At 63.8% G+C, this 25962-nt stretch carries 19 protein-coding genes and 3 pseudogenes; 7 read left to right on the top strand and 15 right to left on the bottom strand.

What is annotated here, in order from left to right; translation table 11 throughout:
• Window positions 1–230: 230 nt before the first annotated feature.
• From ACTXG5_RS18005 to ACTXG5_RS18025, 5 genes are all read right to left on the bottom strand, one after another.
• On the bottom strand, window positions 231–839 hold the full coding sequence (locus ACTXG5_RS18005; RefSeq protein ID WP_445160084.1) for a TetR family transcriptional regulator: 609 nt from the start codon (window positions 837–839) through the stop codon (window positions 231–233).
• A 146-nt stretch (window positions 840–985) separates the two neighbouring features.
• On the bottom strand, window positions 986–1927 hold the full coding sequence (locus ACTXG5_RS18010; protein ID WP_445160085.1) for an alpha/beta hydrolase: 942 nt from the start codon (window positions 1925–1927) through the stop codon (window positions 986–988).
• Between the two features lie 73 nt (window positions 1928–2000).
• Window positions 2001–2624, bottom strand: a complete 624-nt coding sequence (locus tag ACTXG5_RS18015) for a hypothetical protein (RefSeq protein WP_445160086.1) — start codon at window positions 2622–2624, stop codon at window positions 2001–2003.
• Window positions 2621–3223 (bottom strand): methylated-DNA--[protein]-cysteine S-methyltransferase, encoded by a 603-nt coding sequence (locus ACTXG5_RS18020; protein WP_445160087.1) that lies wholly within the window; start codon window positions 3221–3223, stop codon window positions 2621–2623. The genes ACTXG5_RS18015 and ACTXG5_RS18020 overlap by 4 nt, the downstream gene beginning before the upstream one ends.
• Window positions 3210–3725 (bottom strand): RNA polymerase sigma factor, encoded by a 516-nt coding sequence (locus ACTXG5_RS18025; protein ID WP_445160088.1) that lies wholly within the window; start codon window positions 3723–3725, stop codon window positions 3210–3212. Before ACTXG5_RS18025 ends, ACTXG5_RS18020 begins: the two co-directional genes overlap by 14 nt.
• A 134-nt stretch (window positions 3726–3859) precedes the next feature.
• On the opposite strand from ACTXG5_RS18025, the gene ACTXG5_RS18030 reads away from it, so the two are divergent.
• Genes ACTXG5_RS18030 through ACTXG5_RS18040 form a run of 3 tightly spaced genes read left to right on the top strand, consistent with a single transcriptional unit; the run spans window position 3860 to window position 5786 of the window.
• Window positions 3860–4372: a methylated-DNA--[protein]-cysteine S-methyltransferase gene (locus ACTXG5_RS18030; protein WP_445160089.1), complete on the top strand. Its 513-nt coding sequence runs from the start codon at window positions 3860–3862 to the stop codon at window positions 4370–4372.
• Window positions 4372–5085 carry a 2OG-Fe(II) oxygenase gene (locus ACTXG5_RS18035; protein WP_445160090.1) on the top strand — a complete coding sequence of 238 codons (714 nt, stop codon included), beginning with the start codon at window positions 4372–4374 and terminating at the stop codon, window positions 5083–5085. The genes ACTXG5_RS18030 and ACTXG5_RS18035 overlap by 1 nt, the downstream gene beginning before the upstream one ends.
• 35 nt (window positions 5086–5120) lie before the next feature.
• Complete coding sequence (locus ACTXG5_RS18040; protein ID WP_445160091.1) at window positions 5121–5786, top strand: nitroreductase family protein; 666 nt, start codon at window positions 5121–5123, stop codon at window positions 5784–5786.
• A 25-nt stretch (window positions 5787–5811) separates the two neighbouring features.
• On the opposite strand, the gene ACTXG5_RS18045 is transcribed toward ACTXG5_RS18040, so the two are convergent.
• The gene (locus ACTXG5_RS18045; RefSeq protein WP_445160092.1) at window positions 5812–6099 is read right to left on the bottom strand and encodes a cupin domain-containing protein; all 288 of its coding nucleotides are present in this window, start codon (window positions 6097–6099) and stop codon (window positions 5812–5814) included.
• A gap of 417 nt (window positions 6100–6516) precedes the next feature.
• Here ACTXG5_RS18045 and ACTXG5_RS18050 point away from each other — a divergent pair, with 417 nt between their 5' ends.
• Complete coding sequence (locus tag ACTXG5_RS18050; protein WP_445160093.1) at window positions 6517–7059, top strand: carboxymuconolactone decarboxylase family protein; 543 nt, start codon at window positions 6517–6519, stop codon at window positions 7057–7059.
• Between the two features lie 5 nt (window positions 7060–7064).
• Here the strand turns inward: ACTXG5_RS18050 and ACTXG5_RS18055 are convergent, their stop codons facing one another.
• Complete coding sequence (locus ACTXG5_RS18055; protein ID WP_445164483.1) at window positions 7065–8621, bottom strand: GMC family oxidoreductase; 1557 nt, start codon at window positions 8619–8621, stop codon at window positions 7065–7067.
• Window positions 8622–8731: 110 nt separating this feature from the next.
• Between ACTXG5_RS18055 and ACTXG5_RS18060 the strand changes: the two genes are divergently transcribed.
• A complete protein-coding gene (locus tag ACTXG5_RS18060) occupies window positions 8732–9577 on the top strand; it encodes an MmyB family transcriptional regulator (RefSeq protein WP_445160094.1) in 846 nt (281 codons plus the stop codon).
• An 82-nt stretch (window positions 9578–9659) separates the two neighbouring features.
• Here the strand turns inward: ACTXG5_RS18060 and ACTXG5_RS18065 are convergent, their stop codons facing one another.
• On the bottom strand, window positions 9660–10694 hold the full coding sequence (locus ACTXG5_RS18065) for a CobW family GTP-binding protein (protein ID WP_445160095.1): 1035 nt from the start codon (window positions 10692–10694) through the stop codon (window positions 9660–9662).
• Window positions 10695–11489: 795 nt separating this feature from the next.
• On the opposite strand from ACTXG5_RS18065, the pseudogene ACTXG5_RS18070 reads away from it, so the two are divergent.
• A pseudogene (locus tag ACTXG5_RS18070) lies at window positions 11490–11744 on the top strand (site-specific integrase); the annotation flags it as partial.
• Window positions 11745–12008: 264 nt separating this feature from the next.
• Here the strand turns inward: ACTXG5_RS18070 and ACTXG5_RS18075 are convergent.
• The 4 genes and pseudogenes from ACTXG5_RS18075 to ACTXG5_RS18090 form a co-directional block, all read right to left on the bottom strand.
• Window positions 12009–20441 carry a WXG100-like domain-containing protein gene (locus tag ACTXG5_RS18075; RefSeq protein ID WP_445160096.1) on the bottom strand — a complete coding sequence of 2811 codons (8433 nt, stop codon included), beginning with the start codon at window positions 20439–20441 and terminating at the stop codon, window positions 12009–12011.
• Between the two features lie 416 nt (window positions 20442–20857).
• Entirely contained in the window at window positions 20858–22549 is a 1692-nt protein-coding gene (locus tag ACTXG5_RS18080) for a hypothetical protein (protein WP_445160097.1), read from the bottom strand.
• An 18-nt stretch (window positions 22550–22567) separates the two neighbouring features.
• Complete coding sequence (locus ACTXG5_RS18085; protein WP_445160098.1) at window positions 22568–22855, bottom strand: hypothetical protein; 288 nt, start codon at window positions 22853–22855, stop codon at window positions 22568–22570.
• A gap of 204 nt (window positions 22856–23059) precedes the next feature.
• Window positions 23060–23685: pseudogene (locus ACTXG5_RS18090) on the bottom strand (DDE-type integrase/transposase/recombinase); the annotation flags it as partial.
• A 145-nt stretch (window positions 23686–23830) separates the two neighbouring features.
• Here ACTXG5_RS18090 and ACTXG5_RS18095 point away from each other — a divergent pair.
• Window positions 23831–24223 (top strand): helix-turn-helix domain-containing protein, encoded by a 393-nt coding sequence (locus tag ACTXG5_RS18095; protein ID WP_445160099.1) that lies wholly within the window; start codon window positions 23831–23833, stop codon window positions 24221–24223.
• Window positions 24224–24236: 13 nt separating this feature from the next.
• Here ACTXG5_RS18095 and ACTXG5_RS18100 read toward each other — a convergent pair.
• The 3 genes and pseudogenes from ACTXG5_RS18100 to ACTXG5_RS18110 all read right to left on the bottom strand — a co-directional run.
• Window positions 24237–24404: pseudogene (locus tag ACTXG5_RS18100) on the bottom strand (type II toxin-antitoxin system RelE family toxin); the annotation flags it as partial.
• Between the two features lies 1 nt (window position 24405).
• Window positions 24406–24753: a type II toxin-antitoxin system Phd/YefM family antitoxin gene (locus tag ACTXG5_RS18105; RefSeq protein WP_445164484.1), complete on the bottom strand. Its 348-nt coding sequence runs from the start codon at window positions 24751–24753 to the stop codon at window positions 24406–24408.
• Window positions 24753–25865: an oxygenase MpaB family protein gene (locus tag ACTXG5_RS18110; RefSeq protein WP_445160100.1), complete on the bottom strand. Its 1113-nt coding sequence runs from the start codon at window positions 25863–25865 to the stop codon at window positions 24753–24755. Before ACTXG5_RS18110 ends, ACTXG5_RS18105 begins: the two co-directional genes overlap by 1 nt.
• Window positions 25866–25962: the final 97 nt, after the last annotated feature.

Here is a 25962-nt window from a genome sequence, read left to right on the forward strand (position 1 = left end):
CTCAGACGAGCTCAGCTGCGCGCGAGTGATGTAGCTCAGCAATGGATTGCGGCGATTGCTGTGATACCCGCATGCCTTGTCAAGCGCGGGGACAGCCGCCCAAGCGCTCCGGCGGCCGTTCCCGGTACTGACCTCGCATTGCTGAAGCGCTCCCGAACACCGCCACCAGCGCATAGTACATGATGTGCATATCTTGCACAGTATGCAACATTAGCTCGCAGTGTTTCAGATCACTTCGTGAAGATCCCGTTGACCAGCGCGGCAGCGCGCTCGACGTAGGGCATCGGCGTGTCGTCGGGATCCTTTGACTCGCCGCTTGCCCACCTCTCGATGCCCGAGCGCACCGCCGTCAACGCCAGCGCGGAGATCAACTCAGCCATCTCATCGTCGGGCTGCATCGCCTGGCGGCGGACGATGATGTCGGTCAACTGCAGCTGAAACCGCTCCAGGTCGGCGAGGAACGCTGCTAAGACCGCGGGGGATGTTTTGGCAAGCTCCAGCATGTGGGCCGCCTGTTCGCGCTGCGGCGGCACGTCACGGAGATGGTGCGCCGCCAAGGTGATCAACTCCGCCAGCACGACCGAGTAGGGGGCGGGTCCGGCGGCGACGAAATCTGCTACCAGCTCCGGGGGTATGTCCGAGGGGCCATAAGCGATCGCCGATTCCTTGTTCGAGAAGTAATTGAAGAACGTTCGCGTCGAGATTCCCGCTTCGGAACAGATTTCCTCGATGGTTACCTTGTCGAAGCCGCGTTCGAGAGCCAGGCGCACCGCGGCATTGCGGATGTCCGCGCTGGTCTGCCGCCGCCGGCGCTCGCGCAGTCCCATCTGCTCGGTCATGACCCCCATAGTTGCACGTTCTGCACACTTTGCAGTCGAATGGACCGGTTGGATTACTAGGCCGGTCATTCCCAAATGGTGGTTGTCAAAGGTTGAATTCCGGAAAACCACACGTACACAAAGTAATTCATCGATAAGAGACGCAATTAGCGCAGGTGGTCATCCGCCGGCGCGGCCAGGGCAGCCCATAGCTGGTCGCGCTGGCTGGCGAGGAATTTCACCGAGATCGGCGCCTTGTCCGCGAGGTGGTCGAACGCGTGGAACGCGCCAGGGGCGATTTCCTCGTGAACGGGCACGCCCGCCTCGCGCAGGCGTCGCCCGTACTCCAGGCACTCCTGGTAGTAGAGGTCCAACGTCCCGACACCGATCCAGGTCGGTGGCAGCCCGGACAAATCTTGCCGACGCCCAGGCGCGGCCTCGACGGGGTCTGCTCCGTTCAGGTACCACTTCCAGGCCAGCTGATTGTCGTTTTCGGTCCACATGATGCGCTTGACGCCGTCGCCGTTTGCGCCAGTGCGATCGTCGAGCATGGGGTACACCAGCATTTGATAGGCGAGCCTGACCTCTTTGCGATCGTGGGCTCGTTGCGCCACCGCTGCCGCGAAATGTCCACCGGCACTTGCCCCTCCGACGGCGATTCGATCCGGGTCAACCCATGGTTGGCGGGCCAGCCAGAGCAGCGCTGCATAACAGTCTTCGAGCGGCGTCGGGTAGGGGTGCTCGGGCGCTAGGCGGTGCTCGACGGCTGCCACCGCGACGCCGGTCAGATGGGACAGCTTGCGGCAGAACTTGTCGTCTTGGACGGCGGTCCCCATGATGGTGCCGCCTCCATGGATCCACAGCATCGCGGGTGCCCGGTCGGGCAGGCCGGCTGGACGATGCATGCGGACCTTGACGTGTTCGTTGACCGCGATCACCGGTACATTGCGCAGCCGTCCGGCGTTGCCGAAAAGCCGCATGGCGGCCCGCTGGGCCTTATAGCCGCGATGCAGCGCATAGCCCCTGGGTAGAAAGCGGGCCACGTTACGTAGATCGGGATCCAGCGCATGTCGCGAGGTGAAGGCATTCTCGGCGAATTTGCGTGCCATCGTTGTTCTCTGTTCCCTTACGCCGACAGGCCAGTTTGACCATACATAGCGGAAACGTCGTCGATACGACGGGTTATCGGGCAGCGCCATCAATCTGAACGGGGTATCCGGCGCGCAGTATCTCCACGATGGACGGTGGGGTAAGCACGGTCGCCGCGCCGGCACCAGGACGTGACAGCTTGTCCCGGTAGATGTTGTCGTGTTGATCCCAGACCGCGAGATGGTCACCGGCGACGATGGCCGGCCCGAGCTCGGTGGCGACGAACACACCATCGGGAAGACGGTCCCAGGGATGGTGATAGCCAGTCCCGCCGATCCGCTCGCGATGTAGCTGCGCGTCCATGTCTTTGGCGTAAACCCTTGTACTGCAGTGAGTTGCGATCCAGAGGTCCCGGAAAGTGGTGTAAGCGCGGTGCCGGCACTCACCGCACGGGCGGTGTCCAGCGGCAAATGCGACGGCCTCGTCGAGGAAGAACAGCGGCGTATAGCGGTTGGGCTCCCACTGCGCCACCCGGCGGCCCCGGAAGGACAGCACACAGGTGATCCAGGTTTTGTGCTGATGGTTGCGAACGATGTCGCGACTGCCGCGACCGTGGTGCAGACGGCCGCGGTTGCCCATCCAGGCACCGCGGCCCCCAACGGCGACGATCTCGCCCAGCGGTGAGACGCGGTTGCGTGCCGGCCCTTGCGTCGTCATCCCTGCCGCTCGAGGTCGAGCAGCACGCGCTTGGCGACCGGTCCGCCGCGGTAGGCGCCGACGGTGCCATCGGATCGGATCACCCGATGACACGGCACGACGACAGGGATCGGGTTGGTCGCGCAGGCGGTACCGACAGCGCGTACCGCCTTGGGGGAGCCGGCCAGTTGCGCCAGCGCCGCATAGCTGGCCGTGGCGCCGTAGCTGATGTCGGTATTGAGGTGTTCCAGCACCGTGCGCCGAAACCCGTGCGACAGCGTCCAGTCCAGCGCAACCTCGAAGCTGTGCCGGCGGCCCGCAAAGTATTCGTCGAGCTGTCGCGCGATCGGATCCAGCCGCATCGGCGCCTCGAGCACCCGCGGGCTGATGCGTTGGGAGAGAGTCAGCAGCACGCCCTCGTGGCCCTCATTCGCGAAAGCCACCCGAACCAGTCCGCGCGGGGTGGCAGCCAGCAGGAGTGGACCGACGGCGGAATCCACTGTGCGATAGGCGATGTCGAGTAGATCGCCGGCCTGAGCGTCATGTTCCAAACGGGCGTGCAGGCGCCGCAGATGATCCGGGTCGACGGGGTAGTGGTTGGCGAGGTCAGTCGAGGTCATCATCATTCCTTGCAGTGTCGATAAGGGGATAGGTGCGCCGCAGCGTGGCGATGCCGTCAGCTGCGGCCCGGCGGGCAGCGGCGACGCTGCTGTCGAGGATCATCGCGATCTCGGAGTAGGGCAGGCCCGCAAGATAGTGGTAGGCCACGGCCTGACGCTGTTTCGGTGGCAGCGCGCCCACGGCCGCATCCAGGTCGAGATCGTGGCCGTCGGCTCGTTCCCTGGCGGGGGAGTCGGGGGTATCGGCGACCGGGACGGCGTGCCGTGACGCCGCCCGAGTGATGTCGATGGCTTTACGGTGCGCGATCGTGACGAGCCACGCCTCGACATTGGCGTCGGCCGGCAATTGCGTATAGGCCTTCATGGCCGCCAGGAAGGTGTCCGACCAAGCATCATCGGCGTCGGTGTGGCCGACCACGGCGCGCACCACTCGCAACACCGTGGCGCCGTACTGTGCCACGACCGCCTCAAACGGCGGCTTGACGTGCTGGTCGACACTCACCTGGCGTTCCTCCGCGGAAAATAACAACTCTTACTGTGAAGACGTCGGCGCATCGTGGAATGTGAGAAAACAATTCGAGCCCCATCTCACGCTTCTGGTCCGGTCATCGTCTACAAGTAAAGGGAGGTTGAACGATGACAGCACGACACACGGTGATCGATAGCCCGCTGGGTGAGCTGACACTAACCGCCGACGGCGACGCTCTGACGGGCGTGTACTTCCGGCATCATTGGCACCCGCCCACCGTGGACATTCTCGGCCAACAGTTTGAGCCGGCTGCCGACGAACTGTTTCGGCGCACCGGCGAGCAACTGGGTGAGTACCTCGCCGGAGAGCGCACCCAATTCGATCTTCCGATCGCATTGGTGGGCGACCCGCGCCGGCGCCGAATCTGGGACCTGCTTGCCGGCATCGGCTATGGCCAGACAAAGACATACGGTGAGCTGGCCGCCGAACTGGCGGACGGCACCACGGCCTACGAGGTAGGCCAGGCCGTCGGGCGCAATCCACTCAGCATCGTCGTTCCGTGCCATCGCGTCGTCGGAAAGGACGGCACGCTAACGGGTTACGCGGGCGGCCTAAAACGCAAACGGTTCTTGTTGGAGCTCGAGGAGCCGGCACCCGCAGTGGCTGGCAAACTGTTCTGATGCCATCGACCTGGCGTAAGCGCGTCGATGCCGCGGACTGGGAAGCGGTCACCGCCGACATGAACGATGTCGGCGGTGCCCTGCTCCCACAGCTGATCACCCCCGGCGAGTGTGCTTCGGTGATCGCTCTTTACGCAGACGACCGTTTATTTCGTGCCGTCGTCGACATGGGCCGCCACCGGTACGGGAAAGGCGAGTACCGCTACTTCAAAGCGCCCTACCCGCCTCCGATCGAAGACCTGAAACAGGCGCTCTACCCGCGGCTCTTGCCGATCGCCCGTGACTGGTGGGCCAAGCTGGGCCGCGATGCTCCGTGGCCCGACACTCTGGACGAATGGCTGGACATGTGCCATCGCGCCGACCAAACCAAGCCCACCGCACTGATGCTCAAATACGGGCCGGGTGACTGGAACGCCCTGCACCGAGACCTGTACGGGGACCTCATCTTTCCGCTTCAGGTCGTCATCAACCTGAACGAACCGGGGGTCGCGCACACCGGGGGCGAATTCCTGCTCGTCGAGCAACGGGCCCGGGCTCAGTCCCGGGGGACAGCGACGACGCTGCCACAAGGACACGGTTACGTCTTCACCACCCGAGAACGGCCGATCCGATCGACCCGGGGGTGGTCGGCGGCCCCGGTACGCCACGGAGTGTCCGAGGTCCGCTCTGGCCGCCGCATCACGCTGGGATTGATCTTCCACGACGCCGCCTGAACACCGCCATCGCCGGTTGGGGCACCATGGTGGGCATGGAGTTGTACGACGTCATGCGATCGACACCGGCAGTGCGCGAATTCACCGACGACCCCCTTCCCGACGACGTTCTCGGGCGGATCCTCGATCACGCCCGTTTCGCACCGACCGGAGGTAACCGGCAGGGCGTGCGCGTTATCGTGCTCCGCGATCAGGAGACCCGGTCGGCGTTGGCGGATCTCGGGCTTCCTGCTGCCCGCCGCTATACGGCGCAGCTCGCCAATGGCGAGTCGCCATGGAATCCGTTGCAGCCGACCAGCGTAGACGCATCCGCGATCGAGGCGGCGCAGCCACCTCCGCAGATGTCGGCTCCGATTCGTGAGGCACCGGTCGTGTTGGTGATCTGTCTGGACCTCGCCGTCGTCGCTGCTACCGATCAGGATCTCGATCGCATCGCAGTGGTACCCGGGGCATCGGTGCACCCGTTCGTGTGGAACGTATTGCTGGCCGCCCGCGACGAAGGCTACGGCGGGGTGTTGACCACGATGCTGGTGGCGGAGGAGCGGCGCGCCAAAGAACTACTCGCCATCCCCGACACGTACGCCATCGCCGCGCTGGTGCCGCTCGGCAAACCCGTGCGCCAAGTGACGAAGCTGCGGCGACGCCCGGTGCACGAGTTCGCCACGTCGGAGCGGTTCGACGGGGCGCCCTTTACCGGCTAACCGGTTGCTCCGTTGCGTGCGGTTATCAGGCGAACGGGCAACCGGGGTTTGCGGCATCCTCGGCCAGTGGCTTTCCTGCCGGCTTGATGTACATGACTTCGAAAATCAGCGGCGTGGTGCCGAGGTTGCGGCCGAGATGGACGTGTTCGGGCCCAGCGGGTTCGGTGACGGGATCACCCGGGTTGTATACGCCGTCAACCGAGCAGTTGGCGGAGTAATGGGTGAGGGTGCCCTGCTTGATCGCTCCGATCAAGATGCCGTCGTGCCAGTGCCAGCCGGTGCTGCCGCCGGGGTCGATAGTGATGTCGCGCACGACGAAGTCTCGTCCTTCTTGTGTGGATTGGGTCAGTTGATCCGAATTAATTCCGGTCCCGGGCGTCGCAGCGCTGCGCACGGGTGGTGTAACGAGCAAAGGTAAAAGCAGAAGTGAGAGAACCCCTATGGGCCGTGGGCGCATCGATTTGATCCTCACCCTCAAGCTGTGCGCGCCAATCAATAGCGAAGCCTCTCAGCAACTTTCACAAACGTCGGCGGCAGCAGTCGTGCCCCATAATCAGAGCAACGGAATTTCATGGTGTCCAATGAATGTTTTTGATCCGATTCATCTAGTTTTCAGATGACGATGATTGCCACTCGCCGCCGGCGGCGCGATACTGCAGGGTACCCCAGACATGTGCACATAGGAGACGGTGAATTGACACGAATCGCGCCATCCACAGCCTTTGCGGCGGTGCCGACTGAAGATCTCGGTCAAGGGGATCGGATCAACCTCGGTGTTGCCGGCATCATTGGTCGCTTGCCCGCAGTGGCCGAGGCACTTGGTTCCCTGACCGCGACGCTGCGGGCGAACGGGACCTTGTCGCCCCGGCTTCTCGAATTGGTGCGGCTGCGCATCGCATTTTTCAACCAATGCCGAAGCTGCATCGCGGTTCGCTACCAAAGCGCCATCGACGACGGTCTTGACGAGGGTGCGGTGTGCTCGCTGGAACGACCGGCCGACGCGGATAATCTCTCGGAGGCCGAGCGATCGGCCTTGAGGTTCGCCGAGCTGTTCGCGACCAACCATCTCGCCATTGACGATGCCGTGTACGACGAGTTGCGCGCGCACTTCAGCGAGGACCAGTCGGTGGAACTCGGCCTGCACTGCGCCATCGCGCTGGGTTTCGGACGACTGTCAGCGACGTGGGATGTCAGCGATGATCTCCCCGAATCGAACGGCTCATCCGAGCGCTTGGCGCCGTGGAACTCCGCGTCCGTGGTTGCGACGGGCTAGGCGCATCAAAGTCGGTGCACATCGCTGAGGATGGCCGCGGCACGTTCGCCGATGATGACGCACGGTGCCATCGTGTTACCGGTGGTGATCCGGGGCATGATGGAGCCATCCGCAATGCGCAGGCGTTGAACGCCGTGAACGGCGAGCTTGTTGTCAACGACAGACATACTGTCGTGGCCCATTTTTGCGCTGCAGGTCTGATGCCAGTAACTTGACGCGGCATCGCGGATAAAGCCTTGCAGGTCTGGGCCTTTGAGATTGCCGGGCATCACTTCACGTTTAGCGAACTTGCGCAGCGGGGCGGCATTACCAATCTCGCGGCACAGCTTCACCGCGGCGATCGCGGCCGTCATATCGTCGGGGTGCGACAGCATGTTGGCTTCGATGCGCAGCGGGTCGCCTGGGTTGGGGCCTGTTATGCGAACTCGGCCACGGCTTTTCGGCCGCACTACACCGGCAATCAATGCCCAGCCAGACGTCGGAAGCCCGAACTTGGCCGCGTTTTCGGCGCTCGACAAGGGAACTTCGACCTGACACGTCTGTAGGTCCGGCGTGTCCAGACTGGGATCGCTCTTCCAGAAATAGGTTGCCTCCCCGGCATTGTTCCGCGGCTCGAGTGGCTGGTCGTACTCCCAGACACAGTCGAAGCGCGGATGGTCCTGATAGTTGCGGCCTACTCCGGGCAGGTGCTCTACCACCGGGATGCCTAGCGGACGCAGCTCGTCGGCATCGCCAATGCCGGATTGCATCAATACCTTTGGAGTATTGATCGCCCCCAGCGACAGCACCACCTCCGAGCTCACACCTACCCGGAGAACCCTGCCGTCCCGGACCAACTCCACCCCCGTCACGCGGGTCTCTTCCAACAGCAACCGAGTGACGAGCGCGCCCGTGAGAACCGTCAGGTTTGTCCGGTCCGTGAGGGGACGGACGTAGGCAGAGAACACCGACTGGCGTTGGCCAGCGCGGGCGCGCAGGTCAACGATCGACGCGCCAGCCTCTCCCTCCATCATCCGACCGTTATTGCTCTCGAAGGTCGGGATCCCGACCGAGCGAGCAGCCTCAACCATTCCGGGAGCAATCGGATTGGGATCGGGGGCAGGTTCGACGTAGACCGGACCACCCGTCCCGCGGTAGTCGGGGTCGGGTGCCCCATGCCAATCCTCGATCCGTCGGTAGATATCGAGGACCGCCGCATAGCCCCAGTCTTTGTCGTTGGCTTCGGTGGCGAAGAAATCCCAATCGCTTTTGTGACCTCGCGCCCACGCCATGACATTGATGCTCGAACCGCCGCCCAACACTTTGCCCATCGACAACGGGAACGACCGGCCGTTGATGTGCGGACTCGGCTCGGACACAAATTGCCAATCCCGCTCACTACCGAGATTTCTCGGCCATTGGTCCGCACGGATGACGGCGTCCACATCATCGTGGCCGCCGGCCTCCAAGAGCAGCACGCTGACGTCTGGGTTTTGCGCAAGCCGGCCGGCCACCACCGATCCCGATGACCCCGAACCACACACGATGAAGTCGTACTCACTGTTGAGTTCCCCCTGGCTCATTGCACTCATAGGTCGAGCGTGCGGTGTGCCGTGGAGGACTGCCAGGCATCGGTGAACGGGGGATTGGCAGTCCTAGGTAGGCAACTCCCCCTCAGGAGGACAATGGTGCAATGGACTACGACTCGATGGCCGACTTTCTATCGGCCCGTCGGCGGGCGCTGACACCACAGGACGTCGGGCTTCCCGGGGGCCCAAGGCGCAGGGTGCGAGGTCTACGCCGCGAAGAGGTCGCACACCTGAGTCACATGTCGGTGGACTACTACACGCGACTGGAACAGAGCCGGGCGTCTGCGCCGTCGGGGCAGATGCTGGCGGCACTGGCGCGCGCGCTACACCTCGACCCGGAAGAACGCGACCACCTGTACCGGCTCGCCGGCGCGGGTCCCACTCCCGACCGCATCGACACGTCCGGCGTCGTCCGGCCCGCGCTGATCAACCTGCTCGACCAACTCGACGACTCCGCCGCTTTCATCTGTTCTGACCTACTGGTCATGTTGGCGCAGAACCGGCTGTCGGTGCTGTTAATGGGTAACCACATCCGCGGCGCACGAATTGAGGACAGTGTGATCTGGCGCTGGTTCACCGAACCGGAATACCGCACATTGTTCTCACGAGAAGATCGCGAGTATCAGGGTGGTCTTCATGTCGCGGATCTGCGGGCGACGTCGTCGCGGCGCCGAGGAGACCCCGACGTGGAGGCGCTCGTCAACGGATTATCGTGCCGCAGCGAGGAATTCCGGCGATTATGGAAGCGCCACGAAGTTGGCCGGCCTCTCAAGGAGGTTCGCAAAACCATCGTGCATCCGCAGCTGGGCCCGGTGCCGGTCGACGTCGAGATTCTTTCCACCGCCGACGAGGGCCAGCGGCTGGTTGTCCTCAATGCGCGAGCGGGCACGGACTCCCGTCGCAAGTTCGAGTTGCTCGGCAAGCTCGGGGATCAGGCAATCGGGGCTTGATGCCCTTCTCGCCCGCCCATCGAAGGCAAAACGTCACCGTGACGAAATATGTTGGGGCGCCGGGCTTTTAGATGTTCAGCAATTAGAGGCTGTGTCGGCGGTATCGTCGGAGGCGGTGAACATTGGCGAGAGTCACCGAGCCGGTGTGCGGACACAACGCGGTATTGAGTCGGTCGCGCACGGCATCGATGTCAAGGCCTATCCCGATCGCGACCAGACAGTTGGGTGACGCCCCGGGCGGTGCGTTTGCAATGTGAACCGCCGTACCGACCAGATTGACGGCGAAGGTGGGCGCGGCTTTTCCGTATCTCATGACCACGGCCCCTTTGAGCCGGTACACCCCTGCGGGAGGGTTCTCGAGCAAGTCGATCAGTGCGCCAGGGTCGACTTCGCCAACGCTCGTCACCGTGACGGAGTCAGCGTGCCGGTTGTCATGGTCGTGAGCGTGAACCATCGGGTCGGTCGTGGCCTCCACGAGCAGCTCGCGCAATGAGGGCTGGCCCGGTTCCTCGCGCGTACCCCCGACGTCGTAAAGAAGACCGGGGTCGATTTGCCCGCCGATCGCTCCGACGACGGTCACACGTGGGTTACGTTCTCGCACGCGGCGTTCCACTCGCTCGATGGTCGCGGCGCGATCGCCGCGGGGGAGTTGGTCAAGTTTGTTGACGACGACGAGAGAGGCTGCACGGTAGCGGGCAGGCGGCGTATGGCCGATGTCGACTGTGTCGAAGTGGGTCGCGGCATCGATGACATCGACGAGTCCGCCGAATCGCACGCCGGCGACCCTGCTGAAGCCAATCATCCGGGCGACGGCAACCGGTTCGGCCAGACCGCTGGCCTCGACGATGACGGCATCCAGATTGAGCCGCGGATCGGTGAGCCGGGTCAACGCCTCGTCAATCCCGCCGTCGTCGGGCAGGCAGCAAATGCAGCCGCCGGCGATGGAGGCAGGCTCGTCGACTTGTCCCGTCACCAGCATGGCGTCGACATTGAGTTCACCGAAGTCATTGATAATGACCCCGATCCGGGCTCCCGGGCCACGAAGCACGTGATTAAGGAGACTCGTCTTGCCGGCACCGAGATAGCCGGTCAAGCCAATCACAGGTATCGCCTGCACACGCATCCTTTCGTTCTGCCGGCTCCCAGAGATCCGGACAGAGCGGTAACCGGAAGCAAGGCTGATCGGGGCGGCAACCTAATGCTAACGATTTTCAATAAGCCTGCAATGACGGCGGCCTGTAAAACCCCAAAAGCCCTGTCGCCCCCCTCAATTCGTCACAGTGACGTATTGAGGGTGATGTCGCGGACGGGGGCAATACGCACGCCGGCCGCCGACTGCGGCGTCGATCCAGAGGGGCTCGGCCCAATGCGCCACCCGGCTCTAGGCGGCCTGCCGAATCGCTGCAGTCTGGCGGTCGGTCTATTCAGCGCCGGGGGGCGTGGCATCCGCGGAGTGGTCCTGATGAATCGACCTCGGGAGCGGATGCGAGCGATGTTCCAGGCCAACACGGTAGATGGCTTATGCCGATAAGCGACATTATGTCAGCCACGGGCTGAATTGCGTTGTTCCCCAAAGTAATTAATACGCCGATAACTGCTCCGCCTTAGAGGCTCGCCAGAGTTCCATCATAGGCATGGGCGACGCCGACCCAGCGGTGGTCGGCGGTCGATATCAACGTTGCGGCCGCAGACGGGGGCGGCTACCTTCGGTAAACTGCAGCGCCATCAAAGCGGCTGCCTGCGAGAGGCCCTGATGCGGCCCCCTACAGCCGATAGCCATACGTGCTGCAACAAGCGCTGCGGATTTGATGGACCTACCAGCGCGGATGTGATATTGATTCATTGGATGATTCATTGATGCATCGGATGAGACAAGCTGGGACGCTGGATTGCCCGTCGTAAGAGCGGTCGCGTGTTCCTCGTCGGCTCGGTCCCTCTGCTGCATCCGGAGGTCCAGACCGTCGAGGAAATGCTGGAGGGTTGGCGCAACCAGCAACTGTGTCGCAATCTGGCACCCAACACGATCGACGCCCGGATCGCGACGGTTCGCCGGTTTGTCGAGTACACCAACGAGTTCCCATGGTCGTGGACGCCGGCAATCGTCGAGGAATTCTTCGCCGACCTGCGGGGCATCAAAGGGCGACGCCAGTCCACGGTGCGCGGCTATTAGAACACGCTGCGATTGTTCTGTTCGTTCGGCCAGCACCTGCGGCCAGTCGGTATCGTGGACAGTGGTCGTAGCGTTGATTCCAGCAGACGATCAGACTGTGCCACGTGGTCGGCTTCTTCCAGGCCCTGTTGGTCACCGCGTGGTAGCTTGTGTGCCGCCTCGAGCAGGAATATTCTTAATCCTGGGCGTGGGATTCCGCTGGTTGTACTGATCCACTGATCTGCGAGTACCGCCACGTAGCCGGGCACCCACCCACCAGCGCTACTCCTGTCCTCGTCCTCGTCCGGGGGCGGGGGGGCCTCCACGACTGTATCGAGGGCGGCGACCCCGAACCTCATTCGTGAGCGGGTAGTGGTACTGGCCGGGTTGGAGTTGCACATTGTGCAGTTGCACGCCGTCGCTGCGATAGATCGTGACGCGCGAGGTCTCGGTAAGGTCATGAAACACCACGAAGACCGTGGACCCCCCCTCCCGGCGACCTAAATTGAACCGGTATTTGTGGCCGCGGGTGAACGGGAAGGCACCGTTGTTGTTGGTTCTGCGGCGGTCGGCGGTGGTGGCGGTGTGCTGGTGGGGGTCGAGCATGATCAGGCGTGTGACCGACTGCCCCCTAGGGGGGGTTATGGTGAGTTCGATGAGGGGGTAGGGGGCGCGGGTATCGAGGATCCTGGGCGTCACCTCGGCCCCATCATCGAACTCACTCCATTCGGGGATGGTGAGGTGGTAGGTGTGGCCCTCCCAGGCGAGGTCGAGGACACCACCATGACCGATTACCTGGGGGTCGAGGACAGCCGCGACGGGGTCCCCCACAGCAGCGGGGGTGAATTCTCCGTGCCCGCGGTAGTACCTGTCTATCCCCTCGAGGAGGGCGAACTCGTCGATTGGTGTTCCGTCGTCAAGGGACGAAATGGTTACGGTCGAGGTGGGCACGTCAGGCTCGTGGACGACGACCCGCACCTCAGTTGCGGCGGGGACCGGGGCCCGGGCGCCTGCGCCCAGGCCAACAATGATGTGTCGGTTGACAGTGCCTCTACCGATCGTGAATCTGATTTCCCCATCACCGGTCACCTTGCTTCGAACGTGTTCGGCGTCTGGGGCGGTGGGGGGGCTGGGGTTGGGTGGGGTTGGGTCGCGGTGTGGGTTGAGGTGTTGGTGGTAGAGGCGGTTGAATTCTGCGCGGACGTCGGGGTGGGTGAGTCCGCGGATTATTTGGTCGGCTTGGTCGTGAAGGTCGGCCCATTGGTGGCGGGTCGCTATCAGGGTTCGGACGTAGCCCACATAGTTTTCGGAGAGCTGGGCAAAGTCGGGGTGGGCGGCGTGGACGGTGGCGGTCAGCGTTTGGCGCTGCTCGGGGCTGAGCAGCCGGGCGGGGGGGGAATGATTGAGCATCGCGCTGATCCACGGGGCCCGGTCATCGGGGGCGGCCCATCGTTGCGGGTTATCCAGCCGGTCTTGGGCATGCAGGATCGCCGAACGATACACCCCCTGGTCATGGTCGTGGAGTACACGGGTGATCACGATCTCATCCTCGTCGGCCATGATCGGGGGGGCAGAAAAACGCAGCCGTTGCAGGATCAGATCCGCACGCTCGGTGACACGCTCGGTGATACCGGTGTCGGTGTGGTCGGCTAGTTGGGCATCAGCGCGTCTGATTGCACTGTCGGTGGTGGGTTGTTGTCTAAGCGCCCGCAACCGGGTATTGACCGACTCGAGCACCGCGCGCCGATCAAGGCCCGCGATCACCGTGGCCGGTTCGACACCCCATTGCTCGATGGTGGGCAATCCCTGATACACCTGCCAGATCAGCCCGACCTCCGCGGGGGCGGCGCGCCGGTCGGCCAACCCGGCTTGAACCCCCGCGATCAGCTCTTGGGCCTGGGGCCAGGACAACACCCGCTGCTGGGCTAGTTGGGTGGCCACAAACCGGGCCGCTTCGGGCGCCGGATGCCAACGCTGCAGCCTGCTCAAGCTGTCATAAGCACGTGTCACCGCGACCGGGGCCACCTCGTGGCCCCGGTGGGAAGCCACCGCGCCCATCAAATCCTGCCAGTCCTGGGGCTCGGGCATCGGCGGGTCTGCACCCAGGCGGTGAAGGATCAGACCCGCACGGTCGGTGATACTGGTGGCCGCGTGGTGGTCGACTAATTGGTCATAGACACCTCTGATCGCACCATCGGTGATGGGCTGTTGTCCTCGCGCCTGCAACCGGGTATTGACCTCTTCGAGCACCGCGCGCCGATCAAGGGCCGCGATCACCGTGGCCGGCTCCACACCCCATTGCTCGAGGGTGGGCAATCCCTGATACACCTGCCCGATCAGCTCGACCTGCGCCGGGGCGACCCGCTGCTCGGCCAACCCGGCTTGAACCCCCGCGATCAGCTCCTGGACCTGCTGCTGGGACAACACCGGCTCGCGGGCTAGTTGGGTGGCCACAAACCGGGCCGCCTCGGGCACCGGATGCCAACGCTGCAACCTGCTCAAGGCGCCATAAGCACGTGTCACCGCGACCAGCCCCACCTCGTGGCCCCAGTGCGAAGCCACCGCGCCCACCAAATCCCGCCAGTCCTGCTCCTCGAGCAGCGGCGGGTCAACACTCAACCTCTGCCCGACCATCTGCGCCATCCACGCCAACCCCGCACCGTCGGCATCAAAAACCGGTAGGTCAAAAGACACCTCGCCCAACACCCGCCCGATCACGCCGTTGCTGACCACCGGCCCCTCACCCCACCCCGCCAGGGCATTAACCCTGCCGAGCAGCTGCTGGCGGTCCTGGTCCCCAAGACCCGCCCACCACCACGCGCTCGGTGACACCGGCCCCGACCCAGAACGCCTCGACCCCGCAGCCCACAGGTCCTGCGAACCCGCCGGCCCCCGCGGCGGCATGCGTGGCGGCATTCCCGGGCTCGCTGTTACCGCCGGTGCCAGCAGCGCATCAACCACCCGGTCTCCCGGGTGTGCTGGCTGCTCACTGACCGCCACCACCACCCGCCCCGGGTCACTCAAATCCAGCTGAAGCAGCCGCCCCTGCTCATCAACCACCAACCGCACCGGCCCCCTCAAGGCGCGCGGCAACCCCCCACCGCGCCCCAGCGGTAGTTCTGCCTTCACCCCCACCGCGAACTCGGTGAACGACGCCCCCCGGCCGGGCTGTGTCTCCACCAACACCCACCGGTCATCGCCACCGCGCGCCACCAACACCAAATGCATCGAACCCGAAGGCGGCTGCACCCACACCGGGGTCAGCGCCTTTGCACCCAACCCGGCCAGCCCCTGCACCGACCCCGCCCGACCAAACCCGCCCCCCAACCGTGCCGCCACCCGATCCACCGGCCGCGCATCCGTATCCACCGACCTCACCACCGACACCCCCAACCTCGACAACACCTCATCCACCCGCACCACACACTCCCCAGGCCCGCCCACCCACGCACCCAACCCCCCCACCGCCTCCACCAACCGCGAATCCACCCCCACCGGCACCAACCCCCGCACCCCCGCGCCACCACCCCCTGTCGGGTGCCCCGCGAGCAACCCACCAACACCGGCTCGCGATCCACGCGCCAATACCGATACGGGATCTGCCCCCCCCACCTCGCCGCCCAGCTGCCTGTCAAGGCCCGCGCCCGCAACCTCGGGGCCGCGCGAAACCGGGGCCTTGACCTGCTCAACAGTGCTACCCCCCCGCTCCACCACCGCCGATGCCGCCAGCGCGGCCCAGTCACCAACCACACTCAACGACGACCGCCGCCGTGGGGAAAGGCCGCTTCGACCGGCGGAGTGACCCGATGAGGCAACCGATGTGTGGCCGCCAGATGGTGTGGGTGCCGATTGCCCAGAGCTTTCGTCAATAGGCGCCGGACGGTCGTGTGTTCCGACACCAGTGATTACCTCGTCGACTAGCGGCGCGTCGGTGAGAAGATCCGCTACCGGTGAAGCCACCGTGCGCGTGGCACTCCTATCTGCTAGCTCGTTCAGCCTCCTGTCGTCGTGAACGGTCCGATGGTTCCCGTGGTCCCCGATTTCCTCGGCCGTCAGCAAACGCGCCCCCTCAGGCATGGGAATCCCGCCGGTCAGCGGCAACATGGCCAAGGCGCTGCCCTCGGCCGGGGCAGCAGCCAAGGTGCCGCGCTTGGGATCCAAGAAACTCACCCCGTGCTCATCGACCACGGCGACATAGACATAGTTCGGGTCACTGCCGGGCCCGCGCACCGCCATCAATGCCATCGCACCCGGCCCGGCAACCGAAAGCGCACCAGCCACCGTGCCGAAATCGGTGACCAGCGAAACCTGGTGCTCGTCATCGCCCAACCCCAACGACTGGCGATGGAAATTCACCAGGTCAATCCCAGGTAAGCGATCGGTGTGAGGTGCTTCGAAAGACCACCCTTCACGCACGGAAATCACGAACGCGAACGCACTGGTCACACAGTTGGTCATCGCGTCCGCAGAGCTGCGCTCCGAGTTCACGGCGGCCAGCGACGGGTAACGCTGCGCCACCGACTCCGGGGTATGCCCGCTCGGCAGCAGCGACCCGAGCGAGTCCTCCAGCGCCTCACCAAACCGACTGCCCGCCAGGTAAAACTTCCCAGCAACGCTTCGTGCTAACCGATTCAGCGGTGTCCGGACGGCCGGCTCAACCGCGTCTCGCACAATGCCTCGTAACTGTCGGTACTGGGTTGCGATGTGATCCGGTGCGATAAACCGCGCTCCGACGGTGCGCAACTCCAACAGCAACAGTCCAGGCTCGCCAGCCCCGCGGCCCTCGCGATCCAGATCGCCGAAATACGTACGCACGTCAAAAGCCTCGAGCTGATTGACCGTCATCGGGGGCTCATGCAAGAGCATCGTGTCCATGTAATTCCCCACTGACAGAGTGTCGGGCGCCTCATCTACCGCAACTGCGGGGCGCACCGCCGCCAACGGCCGCGCCGTGTCACCCGCGACAGGTCCGTGGTTGTACTGGGCTAAGTAACGCGAGCTGAAATCTGGCACCCGAGACAGAAACCGATGCTCGAACACCGCGCGGATCGCGTCCGCATTGTCATTCAGGAAACTCTGGGCCCGCTCGGACAGCTCTCGGCGGACGATAGCCAGGCTCTGCCGCAACGCGACGGTGCTGAAAAACTTGCCGCTAGAGCCCTCAGCAGTAGTAGCCATCGCCAGACCTGCAGCGTGCACGTAGGTCAGCCACATCGCGCCGCGCAGGTCGCGCCGCTCAGCAGAGGTGGGCGCCTCGGCTGAGCGAGCCCGGCCACTGCCAGACCGGTCAGCGAACATCTCATCCACGGTGTCGGCGAACACTTTGCCGTCGCGGTGAAACTGTTGCTGTTGCGGATGTCCGATGTGGGGAGTGATGTCGTGCATGAACTGCGCAACCGCGCTAAGGGGCATGCCCTTGGTGTGGTGAACATGGATCGCCGCCGAGCGCCCCGTTGTGACCGGAACAAACTCGATGTCCGCGGCATTCTCGTGCAACGTCCAGCCCTCGTCGGCCGGAAAAATCTCGGCGAGCTGGTGGCTCGCACCGGTTTCGCCGCGGCCAACTGATCGTGCCATAGCGTCGAGCCGGCTCATCGCCTTCGTCAGGGCGCCGAACGCCGAAGTGTTGTTGGTCGCTGGATCGCCACGCAACTCGGGCAACGGCCGCTCGATCACAAGCTCCAAGATGTGGTTCAGCACCGTTCTGTCGACATCGCGGCCCACTCGGCTCCTTCGGCCCCACATCGCCGCACTGCCATCTCGCATCACGTCAAACTGAGCACTGTCGCGCACTACCTTGAGCCCGTGGCGGGAATTCGTGGCCAGATATGGCAAATACTCCTCGAGACTGGACACTGCCACGCCACGGGGTTCGGGGATGATCAGGTAACCGCCGTGATATTCGAGTTCCATCCCGCCTCGGCCGTAGCGAGGATCGCCGATCGGGTCGGTGAGTGCGTCTACCACTGGGGATGATTGCGCTTGGAGGGTCATGTCGTGGCCGTCGCCGTCAAGAATGACTGCCGAAGCCTGGCTCAGACTCAGGTCCCGGGGGGGCTCGACGAGCACCCGGTCCCCCGGGAAGCGATGCAGGTCGAAATAGGCGATTTGCTGATCGGCGAAACGATGCGCGCCCAACGCGTGTCCGATGGCGTTCGGGTGTTGGACAAGAATCAGCGCGGTGGCGCGCCCGGTCTCGGCGGCCGCCTCATGCAGCCGTTGGTCTACTTCTTCCCAGGATGTGACCGGCGCCGGCTCGGCGCCCCCGATGAGTCGGCTGATCGGTTTACCGTCTAGCACCGAGTCGTCTAGCGTCCGCCGGGTGGCCGGAAGCGCCGCGAGCCGGTCAGGATACAGCGCCCGCATCGCCTCATCGAGCAGCACAGTACACGCGGCGGGGTCATCGCGGGGATCGTCGGCACTAGGGACGACACGCTTTGGCCCAGCGATCCTTTCGACAACCTCGGTCAGGTCGTGCACGGTGCGTATCTCGGTCGGCGGCTCATGTAATGACGGTCGGGCCCCCGGGTCACCCAACCCACCACCGGACTGCCTGCCATGGCCAATATCGCCGATCCGATCGTGCGCCTTGGGCACCTCCGACGCAGACTCGGAGTGTTCGGTTGCCCCGGGCCCAAGTCCCGCGCCGTTCGATTCATCCCGTTCGACAGAGACTCTCATCGCCGATGGGGCCGGTTCGTCGGCGTGCTGCACCGGGTGGTCGGGCGTCGCCAGATCACCTGCCCGGGGCACATCGTGTCCTACCTCGGAGGTGACAGCCTCGTTGGATCCTATTGTCGCGGTGGGTTTGTCGTCTATCGACGAGACGGGGGTCCGAGGACGGCCATCGACGGGTGAAGCCGGGTCCTGCTCCGACAACGACAGCGGCTTATCAGCGTCAGCGGCAAGCCCATCGTGGTGTTGCTCTTCTTGGTGGTGGGCTAGACCATCGGTACCCGAGCGGGATCCGGATGGCTTAGGGGGCTGCGCGGCCACGCTATGCGCGGTCCGCGCAATCGCAGGCGGGTTCCCTGGCCAGCCACCAGCTGCCAGGGAAGTGCCCCCCGAAGGGGGGTTGCCGCCTTGTGCCCGGACCGGGCCAGATGCGGCCCCGGTGGTGTCAGTGGCCGACGGGCTCGCTGCGGATCTGTGTTCGGGCGCGCTTGCGGTGATCGACGCAGTCGGGGCCCGGGTCGCACTGGCAACCTCAGAGGGTGAGCCGCGCACGGGTGAACCCTGATTGCCGGCCAAAGCGTGCTCATTGGCCACTGTGGTCGATAACGGTGTGGTCGCCGCACCCCGATCCTCTTGCCCAGCCTGCGCCGCCCGGGCGCGCTGGCCTTGCCCGTTGCCGCTACCAGGATCGGACTCGGCGCGTTGCTGCGCATCGCCAGATGTCCCAGACTCATTGCCTGAGAACACATTTGCGTTCTGCGAGGTCGGCGCATCACTGGTGGCCGACGATGCCGCCGCGGCATCACTTCCTAAACCCTGCTCACCGCGGCCGGCAGCAGGCGTCGATGAGGCAGCCGATGTGTGGTCGCCAGAGGGTGTCGGTGCCGATGGAGTATGGCTTTCCTGGGCGGGCGGCCCAGAGCCGTTCGCGCCGTTCTGCGATGCAGCGGCCGGACTCGCTGAATCACCCTGCAGTCCGCGGCTATGCGCCGCCAAGACATCACCGGACTCAGGGGGCAGTGCCAAGGAGTCGGACCCGACCAGGGTCTTGATACTCGCATCATCATCATCATCGTCGTGGTGAGGACCCTGGGCGGTTTGACCGTCGTGTCCGCCGCCGGTGCCACCTGCTGGATGCGGATGCTCCGACCCGCCGTGGATACCGCCAGAGACCGCACCCCCGCCAGCACCACCAAAGACGTCCTCGGCGTTGAGACCACCCCCGGTGGCGCCCGCGCCGGCGACGTTACCGACCGCGCCGACCCCGAAATGGGTGAGCACACCTTTGACGGCTTTAACCCCGATCGTCGAGGGATCACCCATCGTTTTAGACCCCAAACCATGCAACACAGCACCGGCCGCCCCCCCAACGACCGCCCCAATACTGATCTGACCGACCTGTTTCCAGTCGATCCCCTCGCGCACCCCCTCATGAATCTGGTAACCCTCGATGGCCAGATCCTGAACCACCCCGATCACCGCACCCACCGCCGCACCCACCGCGGCGTCTTTCACCACCTGACGCACCCCCGCGATAGTGGCCGCCTCGGTGAGCGCAGCCACGATGCGTTTGATCAACTGCGACACCAACTGGCGCACCACCGCCACCGTGATCGCCTCAATCGGCGGAATCCAGGCCAACGACGCACCCGAAGTCCACCCCACCGACGACAACGCATAACCGATCTCGGCCGCAGCGATCCCCAACGTCGACACAATCTGCAACTTGGTGTACTGAACCTGCATGCCCATATTGGTGGCCAACACACCCAACGCCGACGCCGCACCAGCCATCGTCTGCACCGAGGAATCACCGGAAAGCAACGACGCAAACTGCGCAGCCACCGCATCCGCGGTCTGACCCGACAACGCCGACGCCGACACCGACGCCGCCTGCTCCAACTCAGCCACCAACGCCAAAATCTGTTCAGCCGCCGCCTTCCACGCAGCGCCCAACACAAACAACTCCCCCTCGCTGCCCTCCGGAAACTCCTCCCCCGCCAAATACCCCACCCACAACAAATCGTGAGGAATCACCACATCCTGCACAACGCCCCCCACCCACCCGCACAACCCACCCGCGGATCACTCAACAACCCGCCACTACACCAAGGGATCAGGCGCCTTGTCCGGCGGCACCGAGCCCCCAGGGGTACCAGAACCCGATGACCCGCTGGAGACCGCCCCCAACGCAGCACTGACACCCTGCCCCACCGGCTCAGACAACTGCTCGACAGCTTGGATCAACGCGCTAATACCCGATCCAGACGAAGCCCCACCCGCTTCCGGCACAACACTCGCCAAACCATTCCCGACCGCCGAACCCGGCTGAGCCGGAACCGGAGCCACCTCGCCGGTCGGAGTGCACGCGGATGTAGACAGGGACATCGCACCGGACGAGGCACCCTTGATGGGACGGGGGGCGGGCCGCAAGACGGCCACAGACCGAAGCGATGTCACCGGCCGACCTCTGTTCGCGGTTCGGCCCCGGCCCGGCGAGGGTTGCTCGCCACCGGCGGTATGGGCATCTGCGGTGCCGGTGGCGCCGGGGGCCGCTGCACAGGCTCGGCCTCTTCGGGGCCGTCATCGCCGATTACGGGGACGACGGCGTCGACCTCACCAAGGACGAGTTCACCATTCTTCTTGCCACGCAGTGCTTTACTCGCCTTGTGCTCTTTGCCACCTGGCCCGCGCTGCCCGCCGCCACCGCCACCTGGCGGCGATCCGCCAGCAGAACCGCCAGCACCCAGTGGAGTACCCGCACGCGCCAAGGCAGAGCCTGGGACATCGGTTCCCTTGGTCGCGGCGGCGACCGGCGCACCGGCGGGAGACAATGTTTCGCGTCCTTGAGACCCGATACCGGCTCCGGCGCCCCCTGCCCCGCGGCCAGCACCTGCTCCCGGTTTGGCGAGCGCGTCGAGGCCTTTGGGGGCTGTACCTGGCATGCCCGCCCCTGGCGTCGCACCTTTTTGTGCTGCGCCCAACGCCTGTTGGAGCGGTTCTTCGAGCCCTTGAGCGGCTTGCCCTAGCCCGCTCAAACCCGAGCCGTTGGAACCGGCGGAGCCGCTCGAGGGATTAGAGACGCCGCTCAAAGGGTTGCCCGGATCGCCGGAGCTGCTGAACGGATCGGTACCCCCGGCGCCATCGGGCGCTGGAGAACTACCTAAGCCCGCAACTGGATTGCCGGAACCATCGGATGCACCGCCCGGTCCACTGAAAGGGTCGGTGATTCCAGTGGTGTTCGGCAGCGGGAAATCACCGGAGCCCGGCGGTGGTGGTGCGCCGTTCAGGTCAGGCGGTGGTGGTGCGCCGTTCAGGTCAGGCGGTGGCGGTGCGCCGTTCAGGTCAGGCGGTGGCGGGTCAGCCGGTGGTGGCGAGGGGTCAGGCGGTGGCGGGTCGGGCGGTGGCGGATCGGGCGGTGGTGGTGAGGGGTCAGCTGGTGGTGGCGGCGGCGCGGGGTCGTTTGTCGAAGTAGAGAAGCCGGGATTATTGCTGGCGATACTCGAGATATTCGGCGCGTAGACGGTATTCATCACGTCTTGCGCGAATGAATCGTAGGCTTGATTGATTTCATCAACTTCGTTCGGCCATCGAGATATCGACTTGCTATAAGCGTCTTTATTATTATCTAAATACCATTGTGTCTGGAAAACGGTATGTGAAAATGCATTGATCAACAGGGCCAATGCGTTGATGCCGGAAGAGAGGTTCGCTACATCCGGTAGAGCATTGGTGATATTGGTTACCGCGGCATCGTGTGTTTTTCCCACCCAGTCTTTCTTGGCCTCTTGCTGGGCAAGTTGTTCGCGGAACGTTTGTGACGCCTCAACAATGTTGCTGGCAACCTGCTGCAACGTGTTGCCGTTGCCGTTGTCCACGGTGGCCGATGCGTTATAGAAGGTCTCCCACATGTTTAGAAAGGAAACGCCCCCGAAGTCTTCAATAGCGACGCTGGCAGGATTCGTCGTGACTCCGGTGATACTCTGTATTTCATTTTGCGCGACGGTAAGCGCCGTGACATCACTATTCGAATACGCTTCCAACGCCCCCCAATTCGCTCCGGGAGTATTCTGGGCATCGACACCCGAATTGATGAGATCATCAATCTGCTCGGCTGTGAGGGCCGGAGAACTTTTATGATGGGACACGGCTACACCGACCCACTACTATCCGGACTGGATGAGGCGAGTGCAGGCCGCCTTCACCGTTGTCGAGAATTGATCGAGATAAGACAGATACTGGTTGATCGATTGTTGGATACCGTCGACACCGGAAATGTCGAGCTCTAGGTTCATTTTTGTCTGATTCGCCGACGCCAGCGTGCTTGGGTTGCCTGCGGCCGCGTCCAGCATCGCCGCCGAATCCGCCGAGCCCGCAGTCGAAATCGCCTCCGCAGCAGCAGCATTGGCGGCCGCGAAAACCTCTAACGCTTCAGGAACGACGGATAAAACCATTACGCACCTTTCCCTGGCTGAGCAGCGCCCAAAACATCCCGTCACCCTAAAGCGTCATCGCCAGGGGTACGAGACCGTCGTAACCGCCGATACCCCCCATGGTGGCGGCGCCTAGTTGACCACGCTACGACGCCTTACCTATCAGCCGTGAGCCACAGCCTCACACCGGACTCGCGCCTATCGCACTACGGTTTTCGGGCGGTCACAGCGCGCGGGTAGCCACGCATCGACGAAGGCCGAACCGTTGTCGACATAGATTGAGGCGGGAACGCCGCGGGCGGCCAACGCCGGCTTCAACGCCGCCGCCAGGCGGACGGTGTCTTCGGCGAACCCGAACCGGTGCCCGACCACCAACCGGGAATGGTCGTCGAGGAACGCGAAGAGGTAGGTTTTGCGGTCCCCGACCCGAGGGCCGTGCAGGGCATCGCCGACCCACAGTTCATTAGGGTCGGCGGCTTCGAACCGGCCGAACACCTCACCTGCCTGCCGGCGGCCGGGCCCATCAACTCACAGCGGTGAAAGTGGCGTAGCAGGGTCGATTCCGAGGGCGTCCACCCGGTCGCGGTGCGCAGAATCCGGGCCACCTGGGCGGTGGTGCGGACCGGGTTCTCCTGTTTCAGCGAGGCCGCCAGCTCCAACACCTGCTCGTCGGTGCGGGTGGCCAACCGCCGCGGCTCAGGCACCTACGCCTCGAACCCGCCGGTCCGGTAGCGGCGGATCCAACGATCCAGCGTCGCCCGCGCCACCTGCACCTGGACGCCGAACGGATCGCTATGGCGGCGGTCGGCGATGTCGCGGACCAGCCTGCCCCGCTGCTTGGTCGATGACCCTGCCCGAAACCGTTGCCGGGCAGGTGCCTTGGTGAGGATCACCGATCACAGCGGGTCGCGTTGACGTGTACGGGTCCAGGACATCTTTGACCCTTCGTCATCGGGACATAGTTGACCGCCAAGCTGTGCCTGCCACTGTTTCGCGGTGCCCAACCCAGAGCTCCCTGAGTCCGATTCCGATATTGCAGCGCGCGTCACTGTTGAGATCCGACTGCGCGCTGTCACTGAAGTCAATGACGGCGCACCCGTCGGTGAGGTCGCCGAACGCTACGGCGTCTCGCGACAGACGGTCGCGGCGTGGCGCAAACGCTATGAGGCCGGTGGCCTGGATGCGCTAGCCGACCATTCCCGCCGCCCGCATTCCAGCCCCGGCCGCATCGCTCCCGAGGTGGAAGCGTTGATCTGCGAAATGCGCCGACACCACCGACGCTGGGGCGCCCGACGAATTGCCTACGAAATGAAGCGCGAAATCGGCCAACCAAGCGCCGTCGCGATCCACCACCCACCGCGTTCTGGTGCGCAACGGATTGGTGAATAACCAAGAGTTGATGGCCAGCCAGCTTGCGCCCGAGCGGCTTGCCGACGCGGCGGGGTTCGCGGGCCAGGTCGCCGAAGGCGAATTCGATGACTGCGGCCAGGATCCGCGGCGGCAACTTGTCGAGGTCGCGTTTGCCGGTGGCCGTGAAACGAGTCGTGTAAACGCAGTCGGTTTCCGTCACCTCAGCGTCGCCGCCGGGGGACCTGATATTCGGCTCGAATCTCGTCCTGGCTATAGGTCCGGCCGGCCGTGACATCGGCCTCGGATTGTCGCACCGACTCGACCAGGCCTGGCTGGGACAGCCAGTGCAAGGTCTCCTGAATGGATTCCCATTCGTCGACGCCGATCAGCACCGCCGCCGGCGCGCCGTTCTTGGTGATCGTGATCTGATCGCGACTCTCGCGAACCGCATCGACGTACTCGTTGATCTTGGCCTTGACATCGGTGACCTTAGCGAAATGGCCTGACCTCCCGCCCCGACACCGACCACACAGTGCGGACCGGGCGAAACCGGCGGCCCAGCAACTTATTAGCTGGGAGCAAGCACCCCATTCGTCTCATCTGCTGTCGGTGTATTTTCTCGCGCGGCGCGGCGGGCGCGGTTTTCCCGGAGTGCTTGCTGTGCGGACTCCAGGGTGATTTTGCGTGGATCGACCCCTTCCCGCTTAAAGCCGCTCACCGCAATCGGCAAGTAGAGAAACTTCAGCGGGAGAAGACGCTCGAGAACTACGTAGAACCGCCGATACATACGCATAAAGCGGCGCGACATCTCCTCGTCCTCGGGGGTCCACTCTAAATTGAACAGCTCCCGCACATGGGGCGGAAAACTATTGACAACGACTTGCCGCCGCGCCGCCCACCAGGGCCAGACAAATTTTTTCATGACTAGAGGCCACCACCGCGGCGCCGGGCGGCGCTCCATAAATTGTTCCAGCATGACCTGAGTTACCTGTGAGTTCACCAAATGATTACGCTCGATGTTTTCCAGATAGCGCTCGAAATCGTCGTAGGTATCCGGCTGTGGACTATCGTCCACTCCCCACATGCTGTACCACTCTTTGGATTCCTCAAATATCTGCTCCTTCATCGCCCGTGGCATGGACCCGCCGAAATACAGCTGCTCGGTTATTATTATCAATAGATGATAAAAGAAGGTGACGTGAGCAAAATAGAAGGTTTCCGCATTCAAAGAATGATACGTGCCGGCCCGCAGTGTGCCTTTGACGGACTTGTGCATATTCCGAGTCTTCAGTCCGTATTTCTTCGCATCTTCCGGAGCGTCGTACACCGCGCCATAAATGTACTCACGAGATCTCTGACGTCGTATTTTATATATCTTAGAGCGTGCACGGAAGGAACTGTCACCAGTGAAAAGAACAGAATTCGTGGTCGCTTTCGCCATTTGCGGCCACGCCCCCGCAATGGTACCCACTACTCCGCCGCCGAAAAATATCACGTCAAGACGCCCCCAATACTTCCATATCAGGGAATCAGCAGGAATCGGATGCTGAAATAGATCTTTCCGTGACACACTGTTATCGCCGGTAAATTCTGTCACCCTAACTTCGTCCGGAATCACGAGCTCTGGATCAAATGTTGTCTGCATGATTTTCTTAAGTGCCTTAATACCCCGGGCCGCCATGTCAAACTCCTTGCGTTGCCGATTCCCGTTACTTGGTTAACCTCAGTACCCGGCCGTTCACACCCCCAGCCTCGGGTAGCTGATCGACTGTCTTGAT

The sequence above is a fragment of the Mycobacterium sp. Dal123C01 genome, assembly GCF_052566995.1.

Bases quoted from the DNA above. Each gene is read 5' to 3' on its own strand.
- ACTXG5_RS18005 (WP_445160084.1), bottom strand. From the start codon at position 839: ATGACCGAGCAGATGGGACTGCGCGAGCGCCGGCGGCGGCAGACCAGC.
- ACTXG5_RS18055 (WP_445164483.1), bottom strand. From the start codon at position 8,621: ATGAGCCAGGGGGAACTCAACAGTGAGTACGACTTCATCGTGTGTGGT.
- ACTXG5_RS18010 (WP_445160085.1), bottom strand. From the start codon at position 1,927: ATGGCACGCAAATTCGCCGAGAATGCCTTCACCTCGCGACATGCGCTG.
- ACTXG5_RS18085 (WP_445160098.1), bottom strand. From the start codon at position 22,855: ATGGTTTTATCCGTCGTTCCTGAAGCGTTAGAGGTTTTCGCGGCCGCC.
- ACTXG5_RS18110 (WP_445160100.1), bottom strand. From the start codon at position 25,865: ATGGCGGCCCGGGGTATTAAGGCACTTAAGAAAATCATGCAGACAACA.
- ACTXG5_RS18060 (WP_445160094.1), top strand. From the start codon at position 8,732: ATGGACTACGACTCGATGGCCGACTTTCTATCGGCCCGTCGGCGGGCG.
- ACTXG5_RS18030 (WP_445160089.1), top strand. From the start codon at position 3,860: ATGACAGCACGACACACGGTGATCGATAGCCCGCTGGGTGAGCTGACA.
- ACTXG5_RS18035 (WP_445160090.1), top strand. From the start codon at position 4,372: ATGCCATCGACCTGGCGTAAGCGCGTCGATGCCGCGGACTGGGAAGCG.
- ACTXG5_RS18020 (WP_445160087.1), bottom strand. From the start codon at position 3,223: ATGACCTCGACTGACCTCGCCAACCACTACCCCGTCGACCCGGATCAT.
- ACTXG5_RS18040 (WP_445160091.1), top strand. From the start codon at position 5,121: ATGGAGTTGTACGACGTCATGCGATCGACACCGGCAGTGCGCGAATTC.
- ACTXG5_RS18015 (WP_445160086.1), bottom strand. From the start codon at position 2,624: ATGACGACGCAAGGGCCGGCACGCAACCGCGTCTCACCGCTGGGCGAG.